26 protein-coding genes are annotated in these 21,025 nt (G+C 62.1%); 16 read left to right on the forward strand and 10 right to left on the reverse strand.

The window, feature by feature from the left end; all coding sequences use genetic code 11:
* Positions 1 to 90: 90 nt before the first annotated feature.
* Complete coding sequence (locus tag A3AI_RS46115; RefSeq protein ID WP_084800882.1) at positions 91 to 372, forward strand: DUF3551 domain-containing protein; 282 nt, start codon at positions 91 to 93, stop codon at positions 370 to 372.
* Between the two features lie 262 nt (positions 373 to 634).
* On the opposite strand, the gene A3AI_RS0109150 is transcribed toward A3AI_RS46115, so the two are convergent.
* Together A3AI_RS0109150 and A3AI_RS48715 are read right to left on the reverse strand one after the other, a co-directional pair.
* Positions 635 to 823, reverse strand: a complete 189-nt coding sequence (locus A3AI_RS0109150; RefSeq protein ID WP_024515301.1) for a hypothetical protein — start codon at positions 821 to 823, stop codon at positions 635 to 637.
* A gap of 58 nt (positions 824 to 881) precedes the next feature.
* Complete coding sequence (locus A3AI_RS48715; protein WP_051382333.1) at positions 882 to 1,073, reverse strand: hypothetical protein; 192 nt, start codon at positions 1,071 to 1,073, stop codon at positions 882 to 884.
* A gap of 585 nt (positions 1,074 to 1,658) precedes the next feature.
* Here A3AI_RS48715 and A3AI_RS42455 point away from each other — a divergent pair.
* The 5 genes from A3AI_RS42455 (at position 1,659) to A3AI_RS47330 (ending at position 8,502) form a co-directional block, all read left to right on the forward strand.
* A complete protein-coding gene (locus A3AI_RS42455) occupies positions 1,659 to 2,435 on the forward strand; it encodes an outer membrane protein (RefSeq protein ID WP_051382334.1) in 777 nt (258 codons plus the stop codon).
* Positions 2,436 to 2,909: 474 nt separating this feature from the next.
* Positions 2,910 to 3,878: an ABC transporter substrate-binding protein gene (locus tag A3AI_RS0109165; protein WP_198030085.1), complete on the forward strand. Its 969-nt coding sequence runs from the start codon at positions 2,910 to 2,912 to the stop codon at positions 3,876 to 3,878.
* A 1,082-nt stretch (positions 3,879 to 4,960) separates the two neighbouring features.
* Complete coding sequence (locus A3AI_RS0109175) at positions 4,961 to 6,343, forward strand: MFS transporter (protein WP_084800870.1); 1,383 nt, start codon at positions 4,961 to 4,963, stop codon at positions 6,341 to 6,343.
* A gap of 383 nt (positions 6,344 to 6,726) precedes the next feature.
* Positions 6,727 to 7,497, forward strand: coding sequence for an outer membrane protein (locus A3AI_RS0109180; RefSeq protein ID WP_024515305.1), 771 nt, complete (start codon positions 6,727 to 6,729; stop codon positions 7,495 to 7,497).
* A 240-nt stretch (positions 7,498 to 7,737) separates the two neighbouring features.
* Positions 7,738 to 8,502: a hypothetical protein gene (locus tag A3AI_RS47330; RefSeq protein ID WP_156927697.1), complete on the forward strand. Its 765-nt coding sequence runs from the start codon at positions 7,738 to 7,740 to the stop codon at positions 8,500 to 8,502.
* 666 nt (positions 8,503 to 9,168) lie between these two features.
* Here the strand turns inward: A3AI_RS47330 and A3AI_RS0109195 are convergent.
* The gene (locus A3AI_RS0109195) at positions 9,169 to 9,372 is read right to left on the reverse strand and encodes a hypothetical protein (protein WP_024515307.1); all 204 of its coding nucleotides are present in this window, start codon (positions 9,370 to 9,372) and stop codon (positions 9,169 to 9,171) included.
* Positions 9,373 to 9,574: 202 nt separating this feature from the next.
* On the opposite strand from A3AI_RS0109195, the gene A3AI_RS0109200 reads away from it, so the two are divergent.
* The 5 genes from A3AI_RS0109200 (at position 9,575) to A3AI_RS0109220 (ending at position 11,532) form a co-directional block, all read left to right on the forward strand.
* Positions 9,575 to 9,793 (forward strand): hypothetical protein, encoded by a 219-nt coding sequence (locus A3AI_RS0109200; RefSeq protein WP_024515308.1) that lies wholly within the window; start codon positions 9,575 to 9,577, stop codon positions 9,791 to 9,793.
* The gene (locus tag A3AI_RS49900; protein ID WP_283807219.1) at positions 9,790 to 9,924 is read left to right on the forward strand and encodes a hypothetical protein; all 135 of its coding nucleotides are present in this window, start codon (positions 9,790 to 9,792) and stop codon (positions 9,922 to 9,924) included. The genes A3AI_RS0109200 and A3AI_RS49900 overlap by 4 nt, the downstream gene beginning before the upstream one ends.
* Positions 9,925 to 10,143: 219 nt before the next feature.
* A complete protein-coding gene (locus tag A3AI_RS0109210) occupies positions 10,144 to 10,440 on the forward strand; it encodes a hypothetical protein (protein ID WP_036047787.1) in 297 nt (98 codons plus the stop codon).
* A 175-nt stretch (positions 10,441 to 10,615) separates the two neighbouring features.
* Positions 10,616 to 10,807: a hypothetical protein gene (locus A3AI_RS0109215; RefSeq protein ID WP_024515310.1), complete on the forward strand. Its 192-nt coding sequence runs from the start codon at positions 10,616 to 10,618 to the stop codon at positions 10,805 to 10,807.
* Between the two features lie 74 nt (positions 10,808 to 10,881).
* Positions 10,882 to 11,532, forward strand: coding sequence for a hypothetical protein (locus A3AI_RS0109220; RefSeq protein ID WP_024515311.1), 651 nt, complete (start codon positions 10,882 to 10,884; stop codon positions 11,530 to 11,532).
* 187 nt (positions 11,533 to 11,719) lie between these two features.
* Here A3AI_RS0109220 and A3AI_RS0109225 read toward each other — a convergent pair whose 3' ends face one another.
* Positions 11,720 to 11,989: a DUF2312 domain-containing protein gene (locus A3AI_RS0109225; RefSeq protein WP_024515312.1), complete on the reverse strand. Its 270-nt coding sequence runs from the start codon at positions 11,987 to 11,989 to the stop codon at positions 11,720 to 11,722.
* 103 nt (positions 11,990 to 12,092) lie between these two features.
* On the opposite strand from A3AI_RS0109225, the gene A3AI_RS0109230 reads away from it, so the two are divergent.
* The gene (locus A3AI_RS0109230; RefSeq protein WP_024515313.1) at positions 12,093 to 12,293 is read left to right on the forward strand and encodes a hypothetical protein; all 201 of its coding nucleotides are present in this window, start codon (positions 12,093 to 12,095) and stop codon (positions 12,291 to 12,293) included.
* A 9-nt stretch (positions 12,294 to 12,302) separates the two neighbouring features.
* Here A3AI_RS0109230 and A3AI_RS0109235 read toward each other — a convergent pair whose 3' ends face one another.
* The gene (locus tag A3AI_RS0109235; protein ID WP_024515314.1) at positions 12,303 to 13,103 is read right to left on the reverse strand and encodes a lytic murein transglycosylase; all 801 of its coding nucleotides are present in this window, start codon (positions 13,101 to 13,103) and stop codon (positions 12,303 to 12,305) included.
* Between the two features lie 163 nt (positions 13,104 to 13,266).
* On the opposite strand from A3AI_RS0109235, the gene A3AI_RS42460 reads away from it, so the two are divergent.
* Positions 13,267 to 13,896, forward strand: coding sequence for a nuclear transport factor 2 family protein (locus A3AI_RS42460; protein WP_051382336.1), 630 nt, complete (start codon positions 13,267 to 13,269; stop codon positions 13,894 to 13,896).
* Positions 13,897 to 14,068: 172 nt separating this feature from the next.
* On the opposite strand, the gene A3AI_RS0109245 is transcribed toward A3AI_RS42460, so the two are convergent.
* The 4 genes from A3AI_RS0109245 to A3AI_RS42475 form a co-directional block, all read right to left on the reverse strand.
* Positions 14,069 to 14,410: a hypothetical protein gene (locus A3AI_RS0109245; protein WP_156927726.1), complete on the reverse strand. Its 342-nt coding sequence runs from the start codon at positions 14,408 to 14,410 to the stop codon at positions 14,069 to 14,071.
* Positions 14,411 to 14,698: 288 nt separating this feature from the next.
* Positions 14,699 to 15,583 carry a DUF2066 domain-containing protein gene (locus tag A3AI_RS0109255; protein ID WP_024515317.1) on the reverse strand — a complete coding sequence of 295 codons (885 nt, stop codon included), beginning with the start codon at positions 15,581 to 15,583 and terminating at the stop codon, positions 14,699 to 14,701.
* Positions 15,584 to 15,910: 327 nt separating this feature from the next.
* Positions 15,911 to 16,255: a hypothetical protein gene (locus tag A3AI_RS42470; protein ID WP_036047799.1), complete on the reverse strand. Its 345-nt coding sequence runs from the start codon at positions 16,253 to 16,255 to the stop codon at positions 15,911 to 15,913.
* A gap of 90 nt (positions 16,256 to 16,345) precedes the next feature.
* Positions 16,346 to 16,960 carry a TetR/AcrR family transcriptional regulator gene (locus A3AI_RS42475; RefSeq protein ID WP_036047801.1) on the reverse strand — a complete coding sequence of 205 codons (615 nt, stop codon included), beginning with the start codon at positions 16,958 to 16,960 and terminating at the stop codon, positions 16,346 to 16,348.
* Positions 16,961 to 17,074: 114 nt separating this feature from the next.
* On the opposite strand from A3AI_RS42475, the gene A3AI_RS0109270 reads away from it, so the two are divergent.
* From A3AI_RS0109270 to A3AI_RS0109280, 3 genes are read left to right on the forward strand one after another with little or no spacing between them, the layout of a single operon-like run.
* Positions 17,075 to 18,670 carry a flavin-containing monooxygenase gene (locus A3AI_RS0109270; RefSeq protein WP_024515318.1) on the forward strand — a complete coding sequence of 532 codons (1,596 nt, stop codon included), beginning with the start codon at positions 17,075 to 17,077 and terminating at the stop codon, positions 18,668 to 18,670.
* The gene (locus A3AI_RS0109275) at positions 18,667 to 19,506 is read left to right on the forward strand and encodes an SDR family NAD(P)-dependent oxidoreductase (RefSeq protein ID WP_024515319.1); all 840 of its coding nucleotides are present in this window, start codon (positions 18,667 to 18,669) and stop codon (positions 19,504 to 19,506) included. Before A3AI_RS0109270 ends, A3AI_RS0109275 begins: the two co-directional genes overlap by 4 nt.
* A complete protein-coding gene (locus A3AI_RS0109280) occupies positions 19,503 to 20,465 on the forward strand; it encodes an alpha/beta fold hydrolase (RefSeq protein ID WP_036047804.1) in 963 nt (320 codons plus the stop codon). The genes A3AI_RS0109275 and A3AI_RS0109280 overlap by 4 nt, the downstream gene beginning before the upstream one ends.
* A 7-nt stretch (positions 20,466 to 20,472) precedes the next feature.
* Here the strand turns inward: A3AI_RS0109280 and A3AI_RS0109285 are convergent, their stop codons facing one another.
* On the reverse strand, positions 20,473 to 20,991 hold the full coding sequence (locus A3AI_RS0109285; protein ID WP_036047807.1) for a septal ring lytic transglycosylase RlpA family protein: 519 nt from the start codon (positions 20,989 to 20,991) through the stop codon (positions 20,473 to 20,475).
* Positions 20,992 to 21,025 lie beyond the last annotated feature (34 nt).

The raw sequence follows: 21,025 nt of genomic DNA on the forward strand, positions 1-21,025 counted from the left end.
CGCCACGTCTGCAAACGCGTTAGCCTATGACCATAATGGCGACAATTGGTTGCTGTAGGGGCTCCGAGACCAATGCTGAGGAGCTGTTTCATGCCACGTCATCTGTTCGCCGCCGTTTCCGCTGCAGCATTGCTTACGGTAGCCGGATCAGACCCCGCCGCCGCTCAAGGCTACCCCTACTGCCTGACAGGCGGAGACTGGGGCTGGCCGGGCCTTTGCTACTTCTCGACTTACGGACAATGCATGGCAAGCGCATCCGGTACCCACTCGTATTGTGAGATCGACCCGCACTACGCCTTTGCCGCCCAGCGGCCAGGATACTGGCAAGGGTATCCGCAAGGGTATCCGCAAGGGCGTTGGCGAGGGTATTGATGCCGGCAGCCTAAGGCGGTCGGACGAGTGTGCGAATCCGGGTTTCGTCGACCTTTGGCAACCCCGACCAAGTCCGTAGGGGCGGATTGGCGATAGCGTAATCCGCCATTCTGCAGCCGAGCGGCGGGTTACGCTCCGCTAACTCGCCCTGTCACCCAACGGCATCCACCATTATAAACGGAAAGTGTAACATACCTGCGACTAACGGTGATTACTCGCCGCTTGTTGCAGCGATGCGGGCGCCAGCATCCCGAGCCGCCTGCTAACTAATACTCAGCGCAGGCAAACGGTGCACAATGGAGCCCAGACAGACAAGCACGACAAGCAACTTGAGCAGGAGCGCCAGCCGGCGGTCGGCGACGAAGCGCTCGACCGCCCAGAAACCGATTGCGCCGACGACTACAATGCTCAGTATAGCGATAAGCATCGAGAGAACCGAAACGATATCCATTTCGACTACGCCCCTATACGTTGAGGACCGGCATCTGCCAGTTGCCCGAATTTCTTCGCTACAGCATACGGGACAACGAAGTCGTGGATACCGGCTGCGGGTTCACCACGCTCACTTTCCGGTTATCCCAAGCCATGCCATCGAGCTCACCTCCGTTTATCTGGACCGCAATGTTGCGGCCACGCTCGCCCGCGCCGGGGTAGCGTCGGCGAGTCCGGCGCAGAAGCAGGATCTCGCGGCCTTCATCCATCTCTGTGGCTCCGGCCCCGCCACGGCTTACGCGCGCCGCAGGCTTCACATGATCGCCGGTGAGCGCTGCGGCGATCACCTCGTCGCGGCCTATGTCGCGACAGTCAATTCAATGCGGCGAGAATTCCTGCAACTTGCAGGCGACGGCAGCCGCTAGGCCGCTCCTGACAAGCCCAGGTCGGATTGGCGCGCGGAGCCCGGATGAGCGCAGCGATATCCGGGACTGGCAATCGACAAAACCCCGGATATCGCGTCGGTCTATACCGCGTCCGGGCATGCGCTCGAAGGATGGTCAGATTCTCTGCTCGAGGAGGTCGAGCCGCTCAATAGACGCCGGATATGTTTCGTAAGCCCAAAGGATCTTGCCTCGCGTGGCGAATGTGTTGCTCAACAGCACCAGATCTGCGCAATCTGCGGCGAATCCCGGGCAGGATTTCAACCGCAATGGGAGGCATGGTTTCCGCAATGAAAGCGTAACACCCGCAACGCAAGAGGAGCATGGTCCTCGAAAGTCGTCATTTATGGCACCTCGTTGTCATCAAGGGGAGGCGTCAGGACCAGCATCTTCATCATGCAGGACCTAGTCATGCCCAAGAAACTGATCTTAGCACTCGCGCTCCTCACCGCCCCGGGCGTCTCTTTCGCCGCGGATTTGCCGGTTCGTTATCAGCCGGCCGTGAAGGCCCCCCCTTTGCCACAGGCGTTTTCGTGGACAGGCTTCTACGTGGGCGTGAACGTCGGCGGCGCATTCGACAACTCCGACCGCATCGACGGTTCCGTGACGAGTATTCTTTTCGGTTCCGATCCGTTCTCGCTTCGTAACAAGAGCAGCGGCATCACGGCGGGCGGCCAGGCCGGTTACAATTACGAGTTCGCACTTGGCAATCTGAACGGTATCGTGATCGGTCTCGAAGCCGATGCGGCCTACACCGATCTGTCGAGCAATCTCCCGATCGCCGCCGGCCTCATCACGGGGAACGTCAGCAGCCGCCTGGATTATCTGGGAACTATTCGCGGCAGGCTGGGCTACGCATACGATCGCTTCCTGGTCTATGGGACCGGCGGCTTTGCATATGGAACCGTCGAGCACAGTGCCACGCTGGATTTATTCGTCCCATTCGTGAACGCAAACCTCAAGACGACCGAAACCGGCTTTACTTACGGTGGCGGCTTTGAATATGCGCTGCCCGTCGACACATTCTTCCACATGTCCAGTACAAGCGCAGTCACGGTGAGAGCGGAATACCTGCGCTACGAACTCGACGACACCAGCTTGAATTTCGCGGGGCCGTTGAATGCGGCGTCAGTCAAGCTCAAGGACGTCGGCAACATCGCCCGGGCCGGGATCAACTATAAGTTCTGATCGACGTCAAGACCGAGCAGCGCAGGTTCTCTGCGCCTGCACTCAGCCATCGAAAGAGGGTGGAGTCTCCCGACTCCGCTCTTCCTTCTATTGTGAATCGGCACCTGACATTGACCCCACACTTGCAAGACCCACACTTGCAAGACCCACACTTGCAAGATCGGTCGATAATGCTCGCTGCGTTTGGGCGTCTCTCGGCTCACAAGGAAACGTAGGCGACGGCGTCGCGCCGATCCCGCACAGAAGCAGATTCCCGGCGAGTGGAAGACGCAAAAAGGGATTGACTGACGAGGGGCCGGTTACAGAAGCCCGGATGAGCGCAGCGATAACCGGGTTGTCGGCCAGCATTCCCGGATGTCACTGCGCTCATCCGGGCTTCCTGCCAACGAGATAGTCCGCCATTCCGAGGTCTTGGGGCAGGTCATGGCGGCCGCGCCTGTGCTAGCGTCCCTCACCATGCTTCGGACAGAGGATATGATGGTAGCTCCGTTGGTAACACGGCGAGCGGCATTTCTTGGCAGCCTTGGCCTTGTGCTTTCGCCACTTATAGCGGTGGCCGATACCTCGCGGCCCTGGCGCGTGGCCTTGGTGACGTCCGGCCGGTCGACGCTGATCCTATCCTGGCTGCGCGACGCATTCAGGGAGCGAGGCTATGAGGAAGGCAAGAACCTCATCATCGACGTCCGTGAGGCGGGCGGCCACTACGATGCCCTGCCCAACCTTGTCGCCGAACTGCTCGCGCAAAAGCCCGACGTCATCATTGCGGAGGCGACACCAGCCGTCGCGGTCGCCCAGCACGCCACGTCAGTCATCCCGATCGTGATGGCGCCTGCGACCGACCCGGTCGGCTCCGGCTTCATCAAGACCTTCGCGCAGCCGGGCGGAAACATCACGGGCGTCGCCAACATGTTCGGCGAGCTAACCAAGACACTCGACATCGTCCGCCTCGTCTTCCCCTCGGTGAAAAAGATCGGCTTGCTCGGCTCGCACAATGCCACCCATCCAGCAATGGCAAAGCTTGCCAAGCAAGGCGCCGCCGCGATCGGTGTCGCGGCCGAACTCTTCACAGCCGCTGATCCCGAGGACCTCGACAAGACCTTCGCAGACATGAAAGCCGCAAGTTGCGAGGTGGTCTACGTTCTGGCCGATCCACCCAGACCCGCCCTGCCCCAGATCGCGCTTCGATACCGGCTGCCGACCGTCTACCAGGTTAGCACCTATCCTGATCTCGGCGGTCTCATGAGCTACGGGCCGGACCTGCAGGCGCTCCTTAGTCGCGCCGCCGACTACACCATTCGCATCCTCGACGGACAGAAGCCGTCAGAGATGCCGGTCGAGCAGCCGACCAAATTTGTTTTCGTGGTCAATCTGCGGACCGCGAAGCCTCTGGGGGTCACGATTCCAGAGCAGGTCCTGCTGATGGCCGACAAGGTGATCGAGTGAACATAGGCAGCCCGGATGAGCGCAGCAATATCCGGGACTGGCAACCGACAAGACCCCCCGCAAAATCCTGTCAACCCCGCCCTTCAAAAATATTCTTCTTTTCAGAAACAACAATCAAGTGTATGGTGTCCTCGTTCCACTCCGATCAGGGGCGTACGCGTCGTCACGAACGTGGAGCGGAATGCGGTGGACGTGATCATGCTGACTGACGAGCGGCACAGATTGCGGACGGCGAAGTCGTGTGGTCCTGGCGCCCCGACGCTGGCGCCAAGTCTCGCGTGTGCTCCAAAGGCAGTCGCGAGGCGACGGTGGCAAACAAGCATTGGTTCACCGAGGAGAGCCCGAAGTAAGCCGTAAACCACTGCGCGGGGAAGGCCGGTGTGATCACCGCCTGTACCTGTGGTCTTTGCGCTCGCGCAAATTCCTTCTGCGCGAGGGCCCCGGGTGCAGCGGCCACCCGGCCTTCCCTGCGCCCTCCGATTTCAAAGGGGGGACAACGATGAAACAACACTCGGGCGAAACGCGCCGCGAGAACGGAGCGGCGTGTCGTACGCCTGTCACGCCAGCGGCTTCACGATTGAACATCACGATGACTGTATGGCAACGTCAGGAGCAAGGGGGGCTTCTCGTCATGAGCACGCCCGAGGAGCGCCGCGAAGGCCTGACCACGCGGTTCGGCCAGCAGTTCCGTCTCTATCTGCGCCAGATGGGGTCGACACCGAATTGCTCGACATCGTCGACCGCAACACGGAGCAGCATCGCAACACCGAGCTATCGCCCGCCGACTGGAGCAGGCTGCACATCATCACAACCGAGCCGCAGTGAACGCGCGCACTGCGCCACGCCATAGCGAACGAGGCACCAACCCCGCCCTCCTGTACACCTCCGGGCTACCTCTTTTGGGCTCCCGCCGTTCAGAACTGAAATCCCTTTGGCCCCTCGACAGATTCGATCTCCGGGCGCGAGCATCGATACGATGGCAATGCCGCGCATCCGACCGCGTCCTGACGCGCGTCGCGATGCCGGCCCGGCTTGGAAGGCCGGACACAGCCCGTGCCGGCGGGACGATGGTGGAGGTGGAAATGGACTCGCGTCCGACAATACGACCCAATGCCCAGCCCAGTTCGATCCGCACGATCGTGGCGGCCAGCGCCATCGGCACGACCATCGAGTGGTACGATTTCCTGATCTACGCCACCGCGGCCTCGCTCGTTCTCAACAAGCTGTTTTTCCCGACCGAGGACCCGCTGGTTGGAAAGCTCATTTCGATCAGCACCATCGGCGTCGGCTTTTTCGCCCGGCCGATCGGAGCCGTCGTGCTGAGCCACTTCGGCGACCGCCTGGGCCGCAAGGCGCCATTGATCCTGACGCTGGTGAGCATGGGCATCGCGACCACGCTGATCGGCCTGCTTCCCACCTATGCGAGCATCGGCATTGCAGCTCCGATCCTGCTGGTCGCGTGCCGCCTGGTGCAGGGAATAGCAGTCGGCGGGGAATGGGGCGGCGCCGTGCTGATCGCCACCGAACATTCGCCAGCCGACAAGCGAGGCTTCTATGGAAGCCTGGTTCAAATCGGCTTTCCGCTGGGCATGAGCCTTGGCACGGCGTCGTTTTTTGCCCTGGCCTATCTCGACGACAAGCAGTTCATGTCGTGGGGCTGGAGGATTCCGTTCGTGGCAAGTGCCGCACTGGTGGCGATAGGAACTTTCATCAGGCTGCGGATCGACGAAACTCCTGACTTCAAGCGTGTCGTGCGCGAAGGCAAGGTTGCGCGCATGCCGGTTCTGGAGACCGTACGACGTCATCCGAAAGACCTTCTGATCGGGCTCGGCGCGCGCATCACCGAGATTTCTTGGATCTACGTGCTGACCATCTTCGGACTGAGTTACGCCGTCACCACCCTCGCCCTTCCCCGCAGCCTGGTTCTCGGAGCCATCGCGCTCGGCGCAGCGGTGGAGCTGATTACCATCCCCCTGTTCGGATGGCTTTCGGATCACGTCGGCAGGCGCCCGATATATCTTCTCGGATGCATCGCCGCGATCCTGCTTTCATTCCCGATCTTCTGGGCGCTCGCCACACGCGATCCAGTCGTGGTGGTGCTGGCATTCGTGATCGGCATGTCGGTCGGTCACGGCATCATGTACGGCGTCCAGGCGAGCTTCCTCAGCGAAATGTTTCCTTCCAATTTGCGCTATAGCGGCGCCTCACTCGGATACCAGCTCGCCGCCCCCATCGGAGGCGGACTGGTTCCGCTGGCAGCCGCCGCGGTCGTCGGATTGACCGGCGGCGCAACCTGGCCGGTCTCGCTCCTGATGATCCTGATCGCATCGATGACCGTGCTGGCCGTGATGGCTGCGCGGGAAACGGCCCCTCGACTGGCGAGCCTCCGGCCGACATTCACGCTTGCGCCCGAGGCGCAGGTCTCCAGGGGGCCTGCTCCCGGGCTCGCGACGCAGGGCGAATAAAGGAATAAGCGTCGCGCGATCATCCGCAGCAATCCAATCTCGCAGAGTCCTGCGAACGCGCCAAGCGTTGGCAATCGCTACGCGGTCCTCATCTCTCTCGTCTTGATTGAGCTTACCCTCGACCTCATCGATCACGATGTCGATGAAACGGCGATCCTCTCCCGAACGAGAAATGCGCGCAGAAAGCGCGACGCATTAAGGTCAAAAGCCATGACCCATGTGCCTTCTCCTCGTCATAGTTGAAAATCGCATCGTTGCCATTTTGACACAGGAATTCGAGCCGCAGCAGGTTAGCCTGAGTTCGGAATTGCAGGAATCGCTCCTGACGATAGGGAGCGCATCTGTCGATCCGGCAGGGGGAACAAGGGGATGGAGAAAGTGAAATGAAGAAAGTTCTTTTGACCACCATTGGCTTCGTGGCACTGGGCATTGCCGCCCCCGCTTCGGCAGCCGATCTGGCTGCGAAGCCGTATGTCAAGGCACCGCCGCCGGTTGCCGCGATTTACGACTGGACGGGCTTCTATATCGGCATCAACGGCGGCGGCGGTTCCGCGCACACTTGCTGGGATCTGATTACAGATGCCTTTGGCGATCTGCCGGGGGCGGAAGGTTGCCACAATGCAACCGGCGGCACGGTCGGTGGCCAGATCGGCTATCGCTGGCAGACAGGCGGCGTGGTGTGGGGCGTTGAAGGCCAGGGCAACTGGGCCGATTTCAAAGGCAGCAATACCAGCATTCTCTTCGCACCCGACTTCAACCAGTCGAAGCTCGATGCGTTCGGGTTGATCACAGGTCAGGTCGGCTACGCCTGGAACAACGCGCTGTTCTACATCAAGGGCGGCGCCGCCGTCGTCGGCAACCGATATGGCGCGTTCAGTGGAGTCACCGGCGGATTGCTGGCCTCGGCCGACGAAACGCGCTGGGGCGGCACGGTCGGTGCAGGATTCGAGTATGGGTTCACGCCGAACTGGTCAATCGGTGTCGAGTACGACCATCTGTTCATGGGTAGCCACAACCTCAGTCTGTCGGATTCGACCGGGGCGTTCTTCGAGACCGAACACATCAGCCAGAACGTCGATATCGGCCTGGTCCGCCTGAACTACCGCTTTGGTGGCTTCGGCGGCCTCGGCGCACCGGTCGCCGCCCGCTACTGAGCGGCTTCGGTCTCGAGCTGACGCGGGACCGCTGGGCCAAATCATCGAAAACGTGATCCGCCGTTCGGCAAGCGAGCGGCGGATCGCGGCGTTTTCGTTTTACCAGTATCTCCCTCGGTGCGACAACGCCCTGCCCCCGATAGGGCGGGTTCCCCAGCCCAGTTGAGATCAAGATTCCTCCGCTTTTGGACCCCGATATCAGGCTAATGGTCCGCAAGACAATCAAGCGGAGCCTTCCCAATGCCGACGGAAAACGGTTTTGAGCCGGACGATCCCTTGCCTCGCTTCCTCTCTGGTCAGGCTTATGAACTGGAACCGCGGGGCATGTCGCCAATGCTGAAGGCGAGCATGCTGGTCTCCGCGGTGGCGGTGAGCGGCATCGCGATTGCGCTATCGCTGGGAAACCCGTTGAAGGTCTTTACCGGCGCCGCGGCTTCGCTGATCGACAACACCGCCGTTGGCGATGGCGCCAATCAATCGACCCCGACAACTCCGACCATCGCTCAGGCTCGGCCTGATCAATCGCCCGCTGATACCAAGCAGTCCACCCCGACGACAGACAGTGCGCAAACGCCCGACGGAACTGCTGCCGCCCCAGGGCCGACCGCGCAAACTCAGGCGGGAGATAGCGAGCCATCATCTGGAGCCCTGCTCGAGCAATTCCAGGCATGGGCAGCCAAAGAAGATACACGGGCAGAGGTTGAACCTGCGCAGCCCGTGCTAGATACTCCAACACCGGTTGAGCCTGCGCAGCCCGTGCAGGATGCTCCAGCACGGGTTGCGGAAAATACCCCCACTGCTGCACGGCCCGTGCGAACGCACCGAAGGGGCAGGTCCGCTCAAAATGCGCGGGCAGAGATCCGGCACATTCAGCGGCCCCGGGCAAGGGTGCAGCGGGCGCAAAATGCGGGGGTCGGATCTGGACAGGATTACCGACCACAGGACCAGCCGCCGCAAAATGCCCTGGCACCCTCGTTCCTGCAAAGCCTTGGCTTGCGCCAGTAGACCACGCCTTCAAGGCTTGCCTGGACGCGTATGGGAGCAGCCGTCACGTCTGCATCAACGTTGATAGCGGTTGAAAAGCCGGCCTTAGGTCAGTGCGCCTGCATTTTCCGACTCGCCAAGCCGATGTCCATTCCGGGGCGGGGAGGAGAACTCTCGGGTTCAACATGCAGTTCAGTCGCGTGGTCACGCCTGTCAAAGACATTGAGATATGGAGTGCGAGCAGCAGCGGCTTTTCTTTTGTGATCAGCCATGAGAGCCGCAGCGGTCCCGGCCTCCACGGAAATCCGGGCTTTGTAGTCTCGTGGCGTCCGGCCCATCAAAACAGGTCTGCCATCAAGATCGGCGGTTCACCCTTCAAGACGCTTGTCGAGGCCGAACGAGCATGTGCAATCGTCCTGGAGCACTTGACGACGCCCTTGGGCTAGAGCCGAAAGAATAGTCCGCGCGTGAACCGATTTTCCTGTCAGGCGCGTTCACCAAATACTCTGTGTTTGAGGATTATCAGATGCGCGCTGGCGCGCATCTCTACGGGTGAAGCGCCCGACCGTCGGTAGCGGGGGGCCTTCATCCTTGGAGACGGCGGTAAGGCGCCTCCTCAGGATGAGGGTGGAAGGGTGCCTCTTCGCTCTTCCGAGGTCGCTCTTCGCCTCGACGACCAACGCGACGCTAGCTCACATGCCTGAGGCGGAACGCACCGGCAACCATGTCGGAATCATCCAGCGTGTACGGCCCATGATCCCAGCGCATCGCGAGATGCTTGATCTCGTCGAAGTTCAAAAGCCACGGCCGGCCCTTTCGCAGAATCGAGGCGTGACGCCGCTGATCGGGCGGCAGGATCATGGCCCTCGCCACGGCCGAATGCAGTGTCATCGGACCGTGATCTTCAAGAATGACGAACTCTTCTGGGTCTAACGCCATAACGAACACCCTCGCTTTGTGCCGAGACAGAATCGGCGAAAAAGCCCCCAGGCGCCCGGACAGAAGGCTGCGTTAGCAGTGGTTAACGTTTGCTTAAGTCCGCGATTTTGCGGAGCGCAGCACACCGCATCAACAACAAGATGTGCTTAGGACAGTGCTGCTGCGTTTTTCGAATCAGCATGAGGTGATGAATTGCCATCATTATTTGGTGCTGTCGGAGTTCGTTATGGTCGTTCGAATTTCCTTTGGACTTTTGATTGCGACGAGCCTGGCTTTGACCGCCTATTTCGGCGCGACCGCCTGGCGCCTCTCCAGTGATCTGCAGAATGACGGCGGATGGACACCGCGGTTCAGGATGGTCAATGCCCCATGATCCGCGGGCTCGGGAATGCCATCATCGCCGTTGTGGCTGCCTCACTGCTCGACAAGTACGTCTATGATGGTCACTACACCGATGCCGCGCTGGCGATGCTGAAGCAAATTCGGCACTCGTTCGGGCTATGAGGATGCCTAAGGCTCGATACGACATTCGTCGGTGATCGAAGGAGACTGTCGTCCTGCCCAAAGACTGATGCGGCAACGTCGCCGCCGGTCCCATTTTCGGACTCAAATTCGCCTCCGACTCAATCGAGGCTCGTCGATGCGACTGGGCCTGTGGCTTGAGTTTTTGGGGGCTTATTAATGAGTAGCGAAAATCGGTCGCACGACAGGCAACCGCTTGTTGTGCCGTTCCGTGATGCCGACCGTGTCAAACGCACGCGCAAATCACACCACTGTGATCACGAATTCCACGATGTCCTGGCATCGCCGCTGAGCGAGGATTCAGCCCTGTCAGACGACGAATCACGCCAGCGCAGCGTCGACAACATCCTTGCGCTGCTCAAGGCCAATGCCGAGCTCCGCGCACTGGCCGTGAAGCTGTCGGAGATCCTCGCCGCGCGCGGCCTGGGGCATGGAAGTGGCCTTGATCAGGCCGTGAAAGTCGCGGTTTCCCACACGGGGAGTTCGCGGCAGAGCTAAGGTGCGGCGCGTGCGCAACACTCCGGGCAAATTCGCGAGGACGCGGCGTATAGCGCTTCCGAATAAGCCACACCTGCCGCATTCTGGACCAATTCGGACGTTCATGCTTGCAGCGCAACGGATGGGAGCTACGGCAGGACACTGCCTGTTCCTGCTAATTCGAAGGAGAGATTCCGTGGTGAAAGTTCTGATCGCAACGGGTGCTATGCTCGCCCTGGTGACTGCTGCTTCTGCAGCCGACCTGCCCCGCCCGCAGCCCGTTCCCGCCTATCCCGTGGCCCCGGTCGGCAAGATGCCGATTGGCAAGTCGCCGGTCGGCAAGGGGCCGATTGGCAAGGCGCCGGGGCCGGTCGTCGGCAGGTACTGACCCGGATTGACTGGGGACTCTGTCGCTGGCCGAACTCGGCCAGCGACACATTTGGAATTGCAGATGGAGCAAGCATGGCGAACAAACTGAGCAGCTTGGCGCTGTGCTTGCTCGTGGGACTTTGTGTGGCACCTGTGACTGCCATCCAGCCCGCCGCTGCCAATGATAGCGTTGCATCCCGCGCGGTCGACGCGAAGGCGCTCGCTTCTGCTGACACGTCGGGCGAGGCCGCGAAAGCGGCGACCCGAAAGCCGGGGTCGACATCCGCAAAAGGCCCTTACTATGTCGACTTCAGGGCGCGCACAGCCGCGAGCTGGGGTCACGCCTTCGTCTGGTATGGCAAGACCAGCGAACGGGCGGTCGACGTCGCGGGCCTCACGCCGGCGGGCGATACCACGTCCTATATCGTCGGCTACTTCACCTGGGTGCCATCCGAGACCGGCGCGAGCTATGGCGACCTCGACCCGCAATATCTGACCGCGCACTACAAGGTCTATCTGAACGAGGCCGACGCCAAGCGGGTGTTCGCCTATATCAAGAAATTGCAAGCGAGTTCGCCGGTGTGGAACGCTGAGACCACCAATTGCAACGGCTTCATCGGCCAAATCGCCGAGTTTATGGGATTGAAGACGCCCTCCCGCTGGATCCGCCCCGAGGGGTATGTCAACGAGCTCAAGGCCCTCAACAGCGGCCGGCAGATCGTGCGGCTGTCGGAGCAGCAGTAAGAGCGATCCGCAAGGTGGGTCACGCCTTCGGCGAACCCACCCCGTTCGCGTCGATGCCTAAATCATGATCCGGAAAAGTGTGTAGCGGTTTTCCGAAAAGATCATGCTCAATCAAAGACCTAAAGCGCGATGACGATTCAACCAAATCTCATCGCGCTTTAGCTGTCCGCCAGCTCACGCCGCTTTGTTACGCTGCCTTGGCCTTGGGCTCGGCCTCAGAGCCTTCCATCGCACGCATATAGAGATCGAGAAGACTATCGCGCTCGTCGCGCTCGTCCTGGTCCTGCTTGCGCAGCTTGATGATCTCCTTGAGGATTTTTACGTCGAAGCCTTCGGCCTTGGCCTCCAAGAAGACCTCCTTTTTCGATTCGTTCAGCTCCTGCAGCTCAGCATCGAGCTGCTCGACCCGCTCCACGAATGAACGAATACGTCCGCCCGGAATGGTGATGTCAGACATGGTCACTCTCTGTTTGATGGGACGCGGAAAAATGGACGCAAACAGGTGACGAATGTATTAACCGAGGCCGAGCAGTAAAACGCATCGACCCCGGGAACACGCCATGACCGATTTCAGCCTCTTGTCCACATCCGAGCTCGCCGACCGAATCGCCATCCTGCGCGACAACATCCGCCAGATCACCGAGCAGGCCGCATCGCAGTCAGGGGCCGCGGACGAAGATCGAAACGCCGAGCGCTTGGCGCGGTCCAACGATGAGCTGGAAAGCCTGCTCAAGGAGCAGGAGCGTCGCCTGCGCGGATGATGCCGCCGCCTAACCGCCCCCGTCGATCTGCTTGCCCATGATCGCGATCGACCGCTGATAGACGGTTGCCGCATTCCAGGCTTCGATCGCCGCAAAGTTCGGCTCGCCCGGCTGGTAGCCTGCGCCCGCACGCCAGCCATGGGCCTTCAGGAAGTTGGCGGTCGAGGACAGCGCGCCGGACGAGGATTCGAGATTGCCGACGCCGTATTCCAGCATCGTCTTGGGCAGGAACTGCGTCTGGCCAATCTCGCCATGCATGGAGCCGCGCTGGCTTCCCGACAACGTTCCGCGATCGATCAGCTTCAGTGCGGCGTAGAGCTGGTCGGTGAAATATTCCGGCCGCCGACAGTCATAGGCAAGGGTCGCGATCGACGACAGCATGTTCTGATTGCCGCGCTGGCTGCCAAATCCCGTCTCCATGCCCCAGATCGCGATCAGCGGCCCTGCCGGCACGCCGTAGCGCTGCTCGATTGACGCAAACAGCGCCGCGTTTTTCTGCCTCATGCTGCGGCCACGCGCCACGATCGCAGCCGCTCCGCGCTTGACCATGAACTGATCGAGCGACAACTTGAAACTACGCAGGCTGCGGTCTGCGGCAATGGTTGCGCTTGCGTAATTGGTCTGCTGGAGCGCGGCGATGCCCGCACCGCCGACGCCCTTGGCCTGCGCCTCCGCGGCAAATTCCCGCTTCCAGGCCTCAAAGCCGCCAGGCCCGTTGCCACATTGTGCGGCCCGCGCGTCCGGTGCGAGACCCGCCAGCACCGTCCAGGCGGTCAACGTCGCGATCGCAAGCTCTCTGCGCTTGATCATTCAAAAAACTCCCTGTCGGCACGCGGGCCGGCCAATATCGGCCCATTCTATCACGGCGATCGCAGGATCGCAGGCCGGAATGGCGCCAGCATTGACAACCGACCTTCAGCGCGTGGAAATGTCCCGGCCGCAAGAGCGCGGGCGCAGAACGAGCAGGGCAACGATGGGCAGGGAAGCCGCGGACGATTCCGAAAGAGGGCGGGCAGAGCAAGCGCGAGACCGGTCGCTCATTCGCGACCTGATCGAGAATTGGGCTGTATGGCGCGATGCGGGCGACTGGGAGCGCTTCCGCACCGTCTGGCACGATGACGGCCGGATGAACGCCACCTGGAAGCAGGGTACCGCCGACGAGTTCATCAAGGCGTCGATTGACGGCTGGAATCGCGGCGTCAGCATCCTGCATTTTTTGGGCGGGATCGCGATCGATCTCGCAACTCCCCGCGCCATCGCCCAGACCAAGATGACGATCTCGCAGCGTGGCGAGGTTCACGGCGTCCTCTGCGACGTGGTCTGCACCGGCCGCTTCTACGACTTCCTCGAAAAGCGCGGCGGACGCTGGGGCGTGGTCGAGCGCCAGCCGATCTACGAGAAGGACCGCATGGATCCGGTGGATCCAAGCGTGAGCCTGAAACTCGACGGCAATCTGCTCGCACAATTTCCGGCTGGCTACCGCCATCTCGCCTATCTGCAGTCCGGGATCGGCTATCCCGTGAAACGCGACATGCCCGGCCTGAAGGGCCCCGAGGTCGAGGCGCTCTACGAGCGCGGACGCCGCTGGCTGCGCGGGGACTAGGAGCATTTCCGGTTCTGATTGAAAGAACCGAAGCTCTGGATTCTTGTTTTGACGCGTTTTCTTCACGCGAACCGGTGTCCACTTCGCTCGAAAACGCTCTATGTTCTGTTTTGACGCGTTTTCTTCACGCGAACCGGTGTCCACTTCGCTCGAAAACGCTCTATGTAACGCTCTATGTCATGCTGCCCGGCATGAAGCAGCGGATCTCCATGCGGAGCGGCGCGCCGACCACCCAGTAGTAGATCGGCCACACCATGGTCCGCCCGACCCGGTTCGGCTCCTTGATCACGGCCTCATCGGGAACGTCCCACCACTGGTCCATGATGCGGACGCGATAGTGGCCGTCCTTCGATTCCCAGTCGACGTCCGACAATGCGGTGCCGTCGGCATCGGAGCAGCAGGCGCCCTTGCTCGAATGCAGACTCTCGAACCAGCTCTTGAGCGGAGAGTTCGCATAGCGCCCCTCGAGATCGCGGGCGGCCGCGTCGAGAGGCGCAAGCACATGACCGGCCATGGCGGTCGAGAAAACCACGACGACCGGGATCATCCAGTCGCGCAAACTTACCGTCGATCGTTCAGTCCCCTTCATTATGCAGCAGCCCCCGAAAGTCGTAGCCCCTTGCCCTCGCCGCTGCAAAGCCGGTGCCAACCTGAGATGAGCGGTAGCGAGCCGCAAGGCCTGGAGAAGCCCGCTATCCATGGCGCGCGCGAGAGCAAGATGACGATTGCGCATCTTGCAGGGCGGATGAGCGAAAGGGATATCCGGGACTCTACGGCCCTGCTGCGCGCGCAGACCAGGCGCCTATCCAGGCTTACCGTTGCCGGATAAAATCTGCGCCGCGCCGCTGATACCGCGGCGGAAGGCTTCATCGAAGGTGATGCCGCGTAGCTGCCAGCGGTGCGGCTCACCCTGCCACTCCAGCCGCCACTCGGTAGCCCAGCCTAGATCCTGATCGCTCCACACGAGGCGGCCGAGCAGCGCAATCTCGCCGCCCTGCTCGGCGGTCGCGGCCGCGAGCGCTGCGGCCGACAGGGTCGGCAGTGTGGCCACCGTTATCTCCGATTTCGAAAGCTCGGCGGCGTTCGGCAGCACGATCGGCATGCCGCGCTTGTCGGCGGCCGCACGGAGCGAGTCCCGCTGCAGATCGGATTGCCGCATGTCAGACGTCACGATGTATTGCCGCGCGCCCTGTTCCATCTCGACAAAGACAGCAAGCACCGGGCGATGCGACGACCAGGGTCTGAGGCCAAGCGTTGCGAGCAGGCCATCGATCTTGGCTTCGTCGAAGTTGACCGTGAGATCATAAGGCCGGTCGCGCGTGCCCTGCTCGTCGCGCGTCGGCGTACCGGACATCTGGTCATGATAGGAGAAAGCTTCGACATAGTCGCGTGCATTCGCCTTGGCGGCTTGCAACCGCGGACCGTCGGCAAGCGTTCCCGCGGCCGCAACCTTGATCACGACATCCTCCAGGCACGCGGCGAAACCGGTGAGCCGATTGGCCTCGCCCTGCCCGGTGACGACGGTCTGGGCGCGATAGAGCTGATCCGCCGTGGCGGCGAGCGGATCGCCCCGGCCTGCCGCAGCCAGCGAGAGCGACAACGCCACGACAAGCGCGGCGGCGACCGCTACCGCGCGCCCTTCAACGTGCAGGAGGTCGTACAAGTTGTGGTGATGCCGCGTTGACATTTTTTGCAGACCGCGACGCATTGGTCGTAGATTTTGGGATTGTAGGACGGAAACAGATTGCGCGCGCAATCGTCGATCGAGCCGGTGGAGTCGGGTTCCTGCTGGGAACAGGCGACGACGACCAGGGCCAAGGCTAGCAAAAGCCCGACGCGTCGCACGCAAGATCTATCGAGCAGGCTCATCAGATCGCCTTTCCCGCGCCGGCTATTCTAGCGGCAAGATTCGCGTCGCTGACAAGGCCTCTCTGCGAGACGCGCACAATTGCTGGGCTCTTCCGCGACGCAACAGAGCGGAACGAAACCACCTTGAATCAAATCTGTTGGAATCTTAGGCCCAAAGCGCGAGTTGGGACGCCCGCGTTGTCTGGCGCTCGACGAAGTCGTCGAGATGCTCAGGCACCGAAGTACCTTCGATGTCGCAGAGCATGCGGATTTCCTCCGCGACCTCTTTGGAGATGTCCTTGCGCCAGTGCTCCAGCGTGTTGAACGCGATGACGCGCACAGGAGCGCCGAACTGGCCGGCGAGCAAGTCAGCAATGAGACCGTCGAGGTCGGACCGCTCTGTCTCGGTTTCGCGGCTGGCCCTGCCGGCACCGATGCAATCCACCACAAGGTAGATCGTCTGATCGGCCCCATACGGCACGACTGATGGCGACACGCCGATGTCCGGCATACGCCTCTCCCTTAATGATAAATCGGTACTTGCGCTTTCGCCGATACACCAACGGCGAACGCGACTTCGGGTTCCACGCGAGCGCCGAGATTACTCCGCCAGCACGCGACAAATCTTCAGTGCATCGGCGGCGACCGCGTCGACACTTCTGGCATAGCCGCTTCTGATCCATGCCTTGGCGATCTGGATCATCGCTCCGACTGCCCCCGCGCGCACGAGCTCCGTGCTCTTGAGTTTTGCGTTCGCCTCTGGCGCCAAGGAGCGCGACAACAATTCGCCGAACTCGCGCAACAATGCCGCCCCCACCTCATCGACGGCGGGCCCCACGCGGGCGATCTCGACCACGAACAGCTGCGCGCCGACCGGATCGTCCTTCAGCGCCTGGTAATAGGCCCGCAACACCGCATGGCCCCGCTCGTCGGTGGAACCCGCGTGGTCCTTGCGAATGGCCTCGAGGCAATCGATCAGCCGGTGCGACACGACGTCGAAGGCCGCGATCAGGAGCGCCTCGCTGTTGGCAAAGGACTCGTAGAAATACCGCTCGGTGAGCCCCGCAGCCTCGCACACTGCCTTTACCGTGGCATTGCGATAGCCGACCTCGCCATAGACGCGGGTCGCCGCCTCGATCAGCCGCTCGCGCCGCGCCAGGCGCCGCTGCTCGGTCGAATGCCCGCCATAGTGCCGCTGTCCCGCCGCTTCCGCCATATTAACCTACTTGACATGCCACATTGTCAGATGCTTAATTCTGACAATAGCGCATGTCAAAAGAAGAAAACAGATGCGCGCTGGAGCAGAGGTCGAATCCGGGAGGTTCTTGGAATGCTCGAACAGGCACGAGAGCAGGTCGCCGCACGCGACGCTGGTACGATCGCACAGCCGGCCGCCAAGGCCGACGCGGCAAACACTGCGGCCAACGTCACCGCGTTCAAGCCCAAGCCCGACCAGGTCGATTTCGACGTCATCATTGTCGGCGCAGGCCTCTCCGGAATCGGTGTTGCCTATCACCTGCAGCGCGACTGCCCGAAAAAGTCCTTCATCATCCTGGAGGGGCGTGAGGCGCTCGGCGGGACCTGGGACCTGTTCCGCTATCCCGGCATCCGCTCCGATTCCGACATGCATACGCTTGGCTTTCGCTTCCGTCCGTGGCGCGGCGAGAAGGCGATCGCTGACGGCCCTGCGATCCTCGACTATCTCAACGACACCGCCCGCGAATACGGCATCGACCGCAAGATCCGCTTCCGCCACAAGGTGAAGCGCGCGTCGTGGTCGTCGACGGACGCACGCTGGACACTCGACGTCGAAGGCCCCGACGGTAAGACGGTCGCCTATAGCTGCAACTTCCTGCAGATGTGCAGCGGCTACTATGATTACGACGGCGGCTATATGCCAGGCTGGCCGGGCATGGACCGCTTCAAGGGCGAGATCGTGCACCCGCAGAAATGGCCGCAAGACCTCGACTACGCGGGCAAGCGTGTGGTCGTGATCGGAAGCGGTGCGACCGCGGTGACGCTGGTGCCGGCGATGACCGACAGGGCCGCGCAAGTCACGATGCTGCAGCGTTCGCCGACTTACATCGTGGCGCGTCCTGCCAAGGATCCGATCGCCAACTGGCTCTACGCCAAACTGCCCGAGGGACTGGCGCACACCGCCGCCCGCTGGAAGAATATCCTGCTCTCGATGTATTTCTACAACGCCGCGCGCAAAAATCCGGATGGCGCCAAGCAGCGCATCATCGCGATGGCGAAGGCCAATCTCGGCCCCGACATCGACATGGCGAAGCACTTCACGCCACGCTACAATCCCTGGGATCAGCGGCTTTGCCTGGTGCCCGATGGCGACCTGTTTACGGCGATCCGCGCCGGCAAAGCAGTGGTCGTCACCGACGAGATAGAGACCTTCACCGAGACCGGCCTCAAGCTTCGCTCCGGCGATGAGCTGCCCGCCGACATCATCGTCACCGCAACCGGACTCGTCATGCGAGCGCTGGGCGGCATGCAGCTCGTGGTCGACGGCAAGATTGTCAATTCAGGCACGAGCATGAGCTATAAGGGCATGATGTTCTCGGACGTGCCAAACCTCGCCTCCACCTTCGGCTACACCAACGCCTCATGGACCCTGAAGGCGGACCTGACGGCCGAATATCTCTGTCGTATCCTGAACAAGATGCAGCGCGGCGGCTATGCCTATTGCACGCCGCGCAATACCGATCCCACGGTGACGCCAGATGCGACACCGCCGCTATCGTCCGGCTACATGCAGCGCGGCAAGGACGTGATGCCGAAACAAGGCTCGAAGCGTCCGTGGAAACTGTACCAGAACTACGCCAAGGACATGCTGGCGTTGCGCTTCGGTACAATCGACGACGGCACGCTGGTGTTTTCCAGGCTGCAGCAGCGGGCTGGCAAGCGCGCATGAGACTGAAGGACCGCACCGCCGTCGTCACCGGCGCAGGCTCCGGCATCGGCCGGGCGATCGCGCAGTCGCTGGCGCAACGCGGCTGTCATCTCGCGCTTGCCGACATCAGCGAGGCGGGCCTTGCCGAGACCGCAGCCCTCGTGAAAAGCGCAAACTTGCGCGTGACCAGTCACAAGCTCGACGTTGCCGATCGCGAGGCGGTCGCGGCATTCCCGGACATTGTGGCTGCCGCGCATGGCGGGGTGGCGCTCTTGTTCAACAATGCGGGCGTTGCGATTGGCGGCACCTTCGATCAGGTGAGTGAGCGCGATTTCGAATGGTTGTTCGAGATCAATTTCTGGGCGGTGGTCAGACTCACGCGTGCCTTCATGCCGCTGTTGAAGGCGAACGACGAGGCACGGATCATCAACCTGTCCAGCCTGTTCGGCCTGATCTCGCCGCCGGGCCAGACCGCCTATGCCGCAAGCAAATTCGCGGTGCGTGGTTTCTCCAATTCACTGCGCTTCGAGCTGCAAGGCAGCAATGTCGGTGTCACCGTCGTGCATCCGGGCGGCGTTGCCACCAAAATCGCCGACAATGCCCGCCGTCCCGCTGGTACCAGCAATGCCGAGGTGAATGAGCAGATCGAGCGGGCCCGCCGCGTGCTCACCATGCCGCCGGCGCAAGCCGGGCAGATCATCGTCAAGGCGGTCGAACGACGCGCCGCCCGCGTCCTGGTCGGCCGCGACGCCAAGATGATGGCGCTGCTGGAAAGGCTCGCGCCGGTCTCGTATTGGAATATTCTGGGGCCCCTGCTCCGCCGCTCGGCGGACGCCGAGAAAGGGAATCCATCATGAGCATCCTGATAGCACTGGTCGTCATCCTCGCGGTGGTCATCCTGGGACTGGTCGTCTTCACCGCCCGCACTGCGCGCAAGGTCGAGGCAGCGCTGCCGCCGCGCGGCAAGTTCATGCAGATCGATGGCGAGCGCATCCATTATGTCGATAGCGGCGGCACGGGGCCAGCGATCGTGATGATCCATGGACTTGCCGGCAATCTCATGCATTTCACCTACGCGCTCGCCAACGAACTCACAGGCGATTGTCGCGTCATCATGGTCGACCGCCCCGGCTGTGGCTATTCGGAGCGTCCGGACGACGCGCCCGCGGACTTGACCGCGCAGGCCGCGACACTCGCAAAATTCATGCGCGCGCTCGGGCTGAAGCAGCCGCTGGTCGTTGGGCATTCGCTCGGCGGAGCGCTCTCGCTTGCGATCGCGCTCGACCATCCCGATTGCGCCGGCGCGCTGGCGCTGATCGCACCGCTCACGCATGCGCCCGAGACCGTGCCGGATGTATTCAAGGGCCTGATCATCCGTTCGCCAACCTTGCGCAAGGTCATCGCCTGGACCCTGGCGACGCCGCTCGGCATTCTGCGCGGCGCTGCGGCGCTGAAGGAGGTCTTCGGACCGGAGCCTGCGCCCTCAGATTTTCCGGTTCGCGCCGGCGGGCTGCTCGGTCTCCGCCCCAAGGCGTTTTGTTCGGCGTCGTCGGATGCCGTGCTGGCCGAATATGTGCTGCCGAAATATGTCGCCCGCTATGCGTCGCTCACGCTCCCGATGGGCATGCTGTTCGCCTGGGGTGACCGGCTGCTCGACTATCGCGCGCAAGGGGAAGCAATGAAGGCAACCTGCCCTGCGCTCGATCTCGAACTGATGGAGGGCGGTCACATGCTGCCGATGACCGCACCGGATCGCTGCGCGGCGTTGATCCGTCGCGTGGCTGCGCGGCAACGGGAGGTGGCGCGCGTCGCGTGAACTCTGGTTACTGCACGACGTCGAGCTTCACCTTCGCAACACCCTGCCCGACCATGCCCAGCGCCTCCGCGGCCGAATAGGAGACATCAACGACGCGCCCGTGCACATACGGACCGCGGTCGTTGACGCGGACCGTCACCGACTTACCTGTGCTGACATTGGTCACCCGCAGCCGGGTGCCGAAGGGCAAGGTCGGATGCGCCGCGGTGAGTTCATGCGTATCGAATTTCTCGCCGCTCGCGGTCTGCGTTCCCTCGGTGTAGAAGGACGCGATCCCTTGCGACGCGCGCGGCGGCTTCTCGCCTGTCGGCTCAGATTCCGCCGGCACCTCTCGCCGTACGACGCTCACCGGCTGATGCCGCGCGACACGGACGATGCGATGGTGCTCCAGCGCGGCCTGCCGGGTCGGAGATGACGACGATCTGAACGCCGTTCGGTCGGAAACGACCGAGGACTGCGCGCAGGCCGCGAGGCAGCCTGCCGCGACACTCGCCGCAGCCAGCCTCCCCAACGCACGACCGTGCAAGTCGACAGCCTCACGCCACGCAACGCGGTTTACG

The organism is Bradyrhizobium sp. Tv2a-2, from assembly GCF_000472425.1.
In the GTDB taxonomy this organism is placed as follows: Bacteria; Pseudomonadota; Alphaproteobacteria; order Rhizobiales; family Xanthobacteraceae; genus Bradyrhizobium.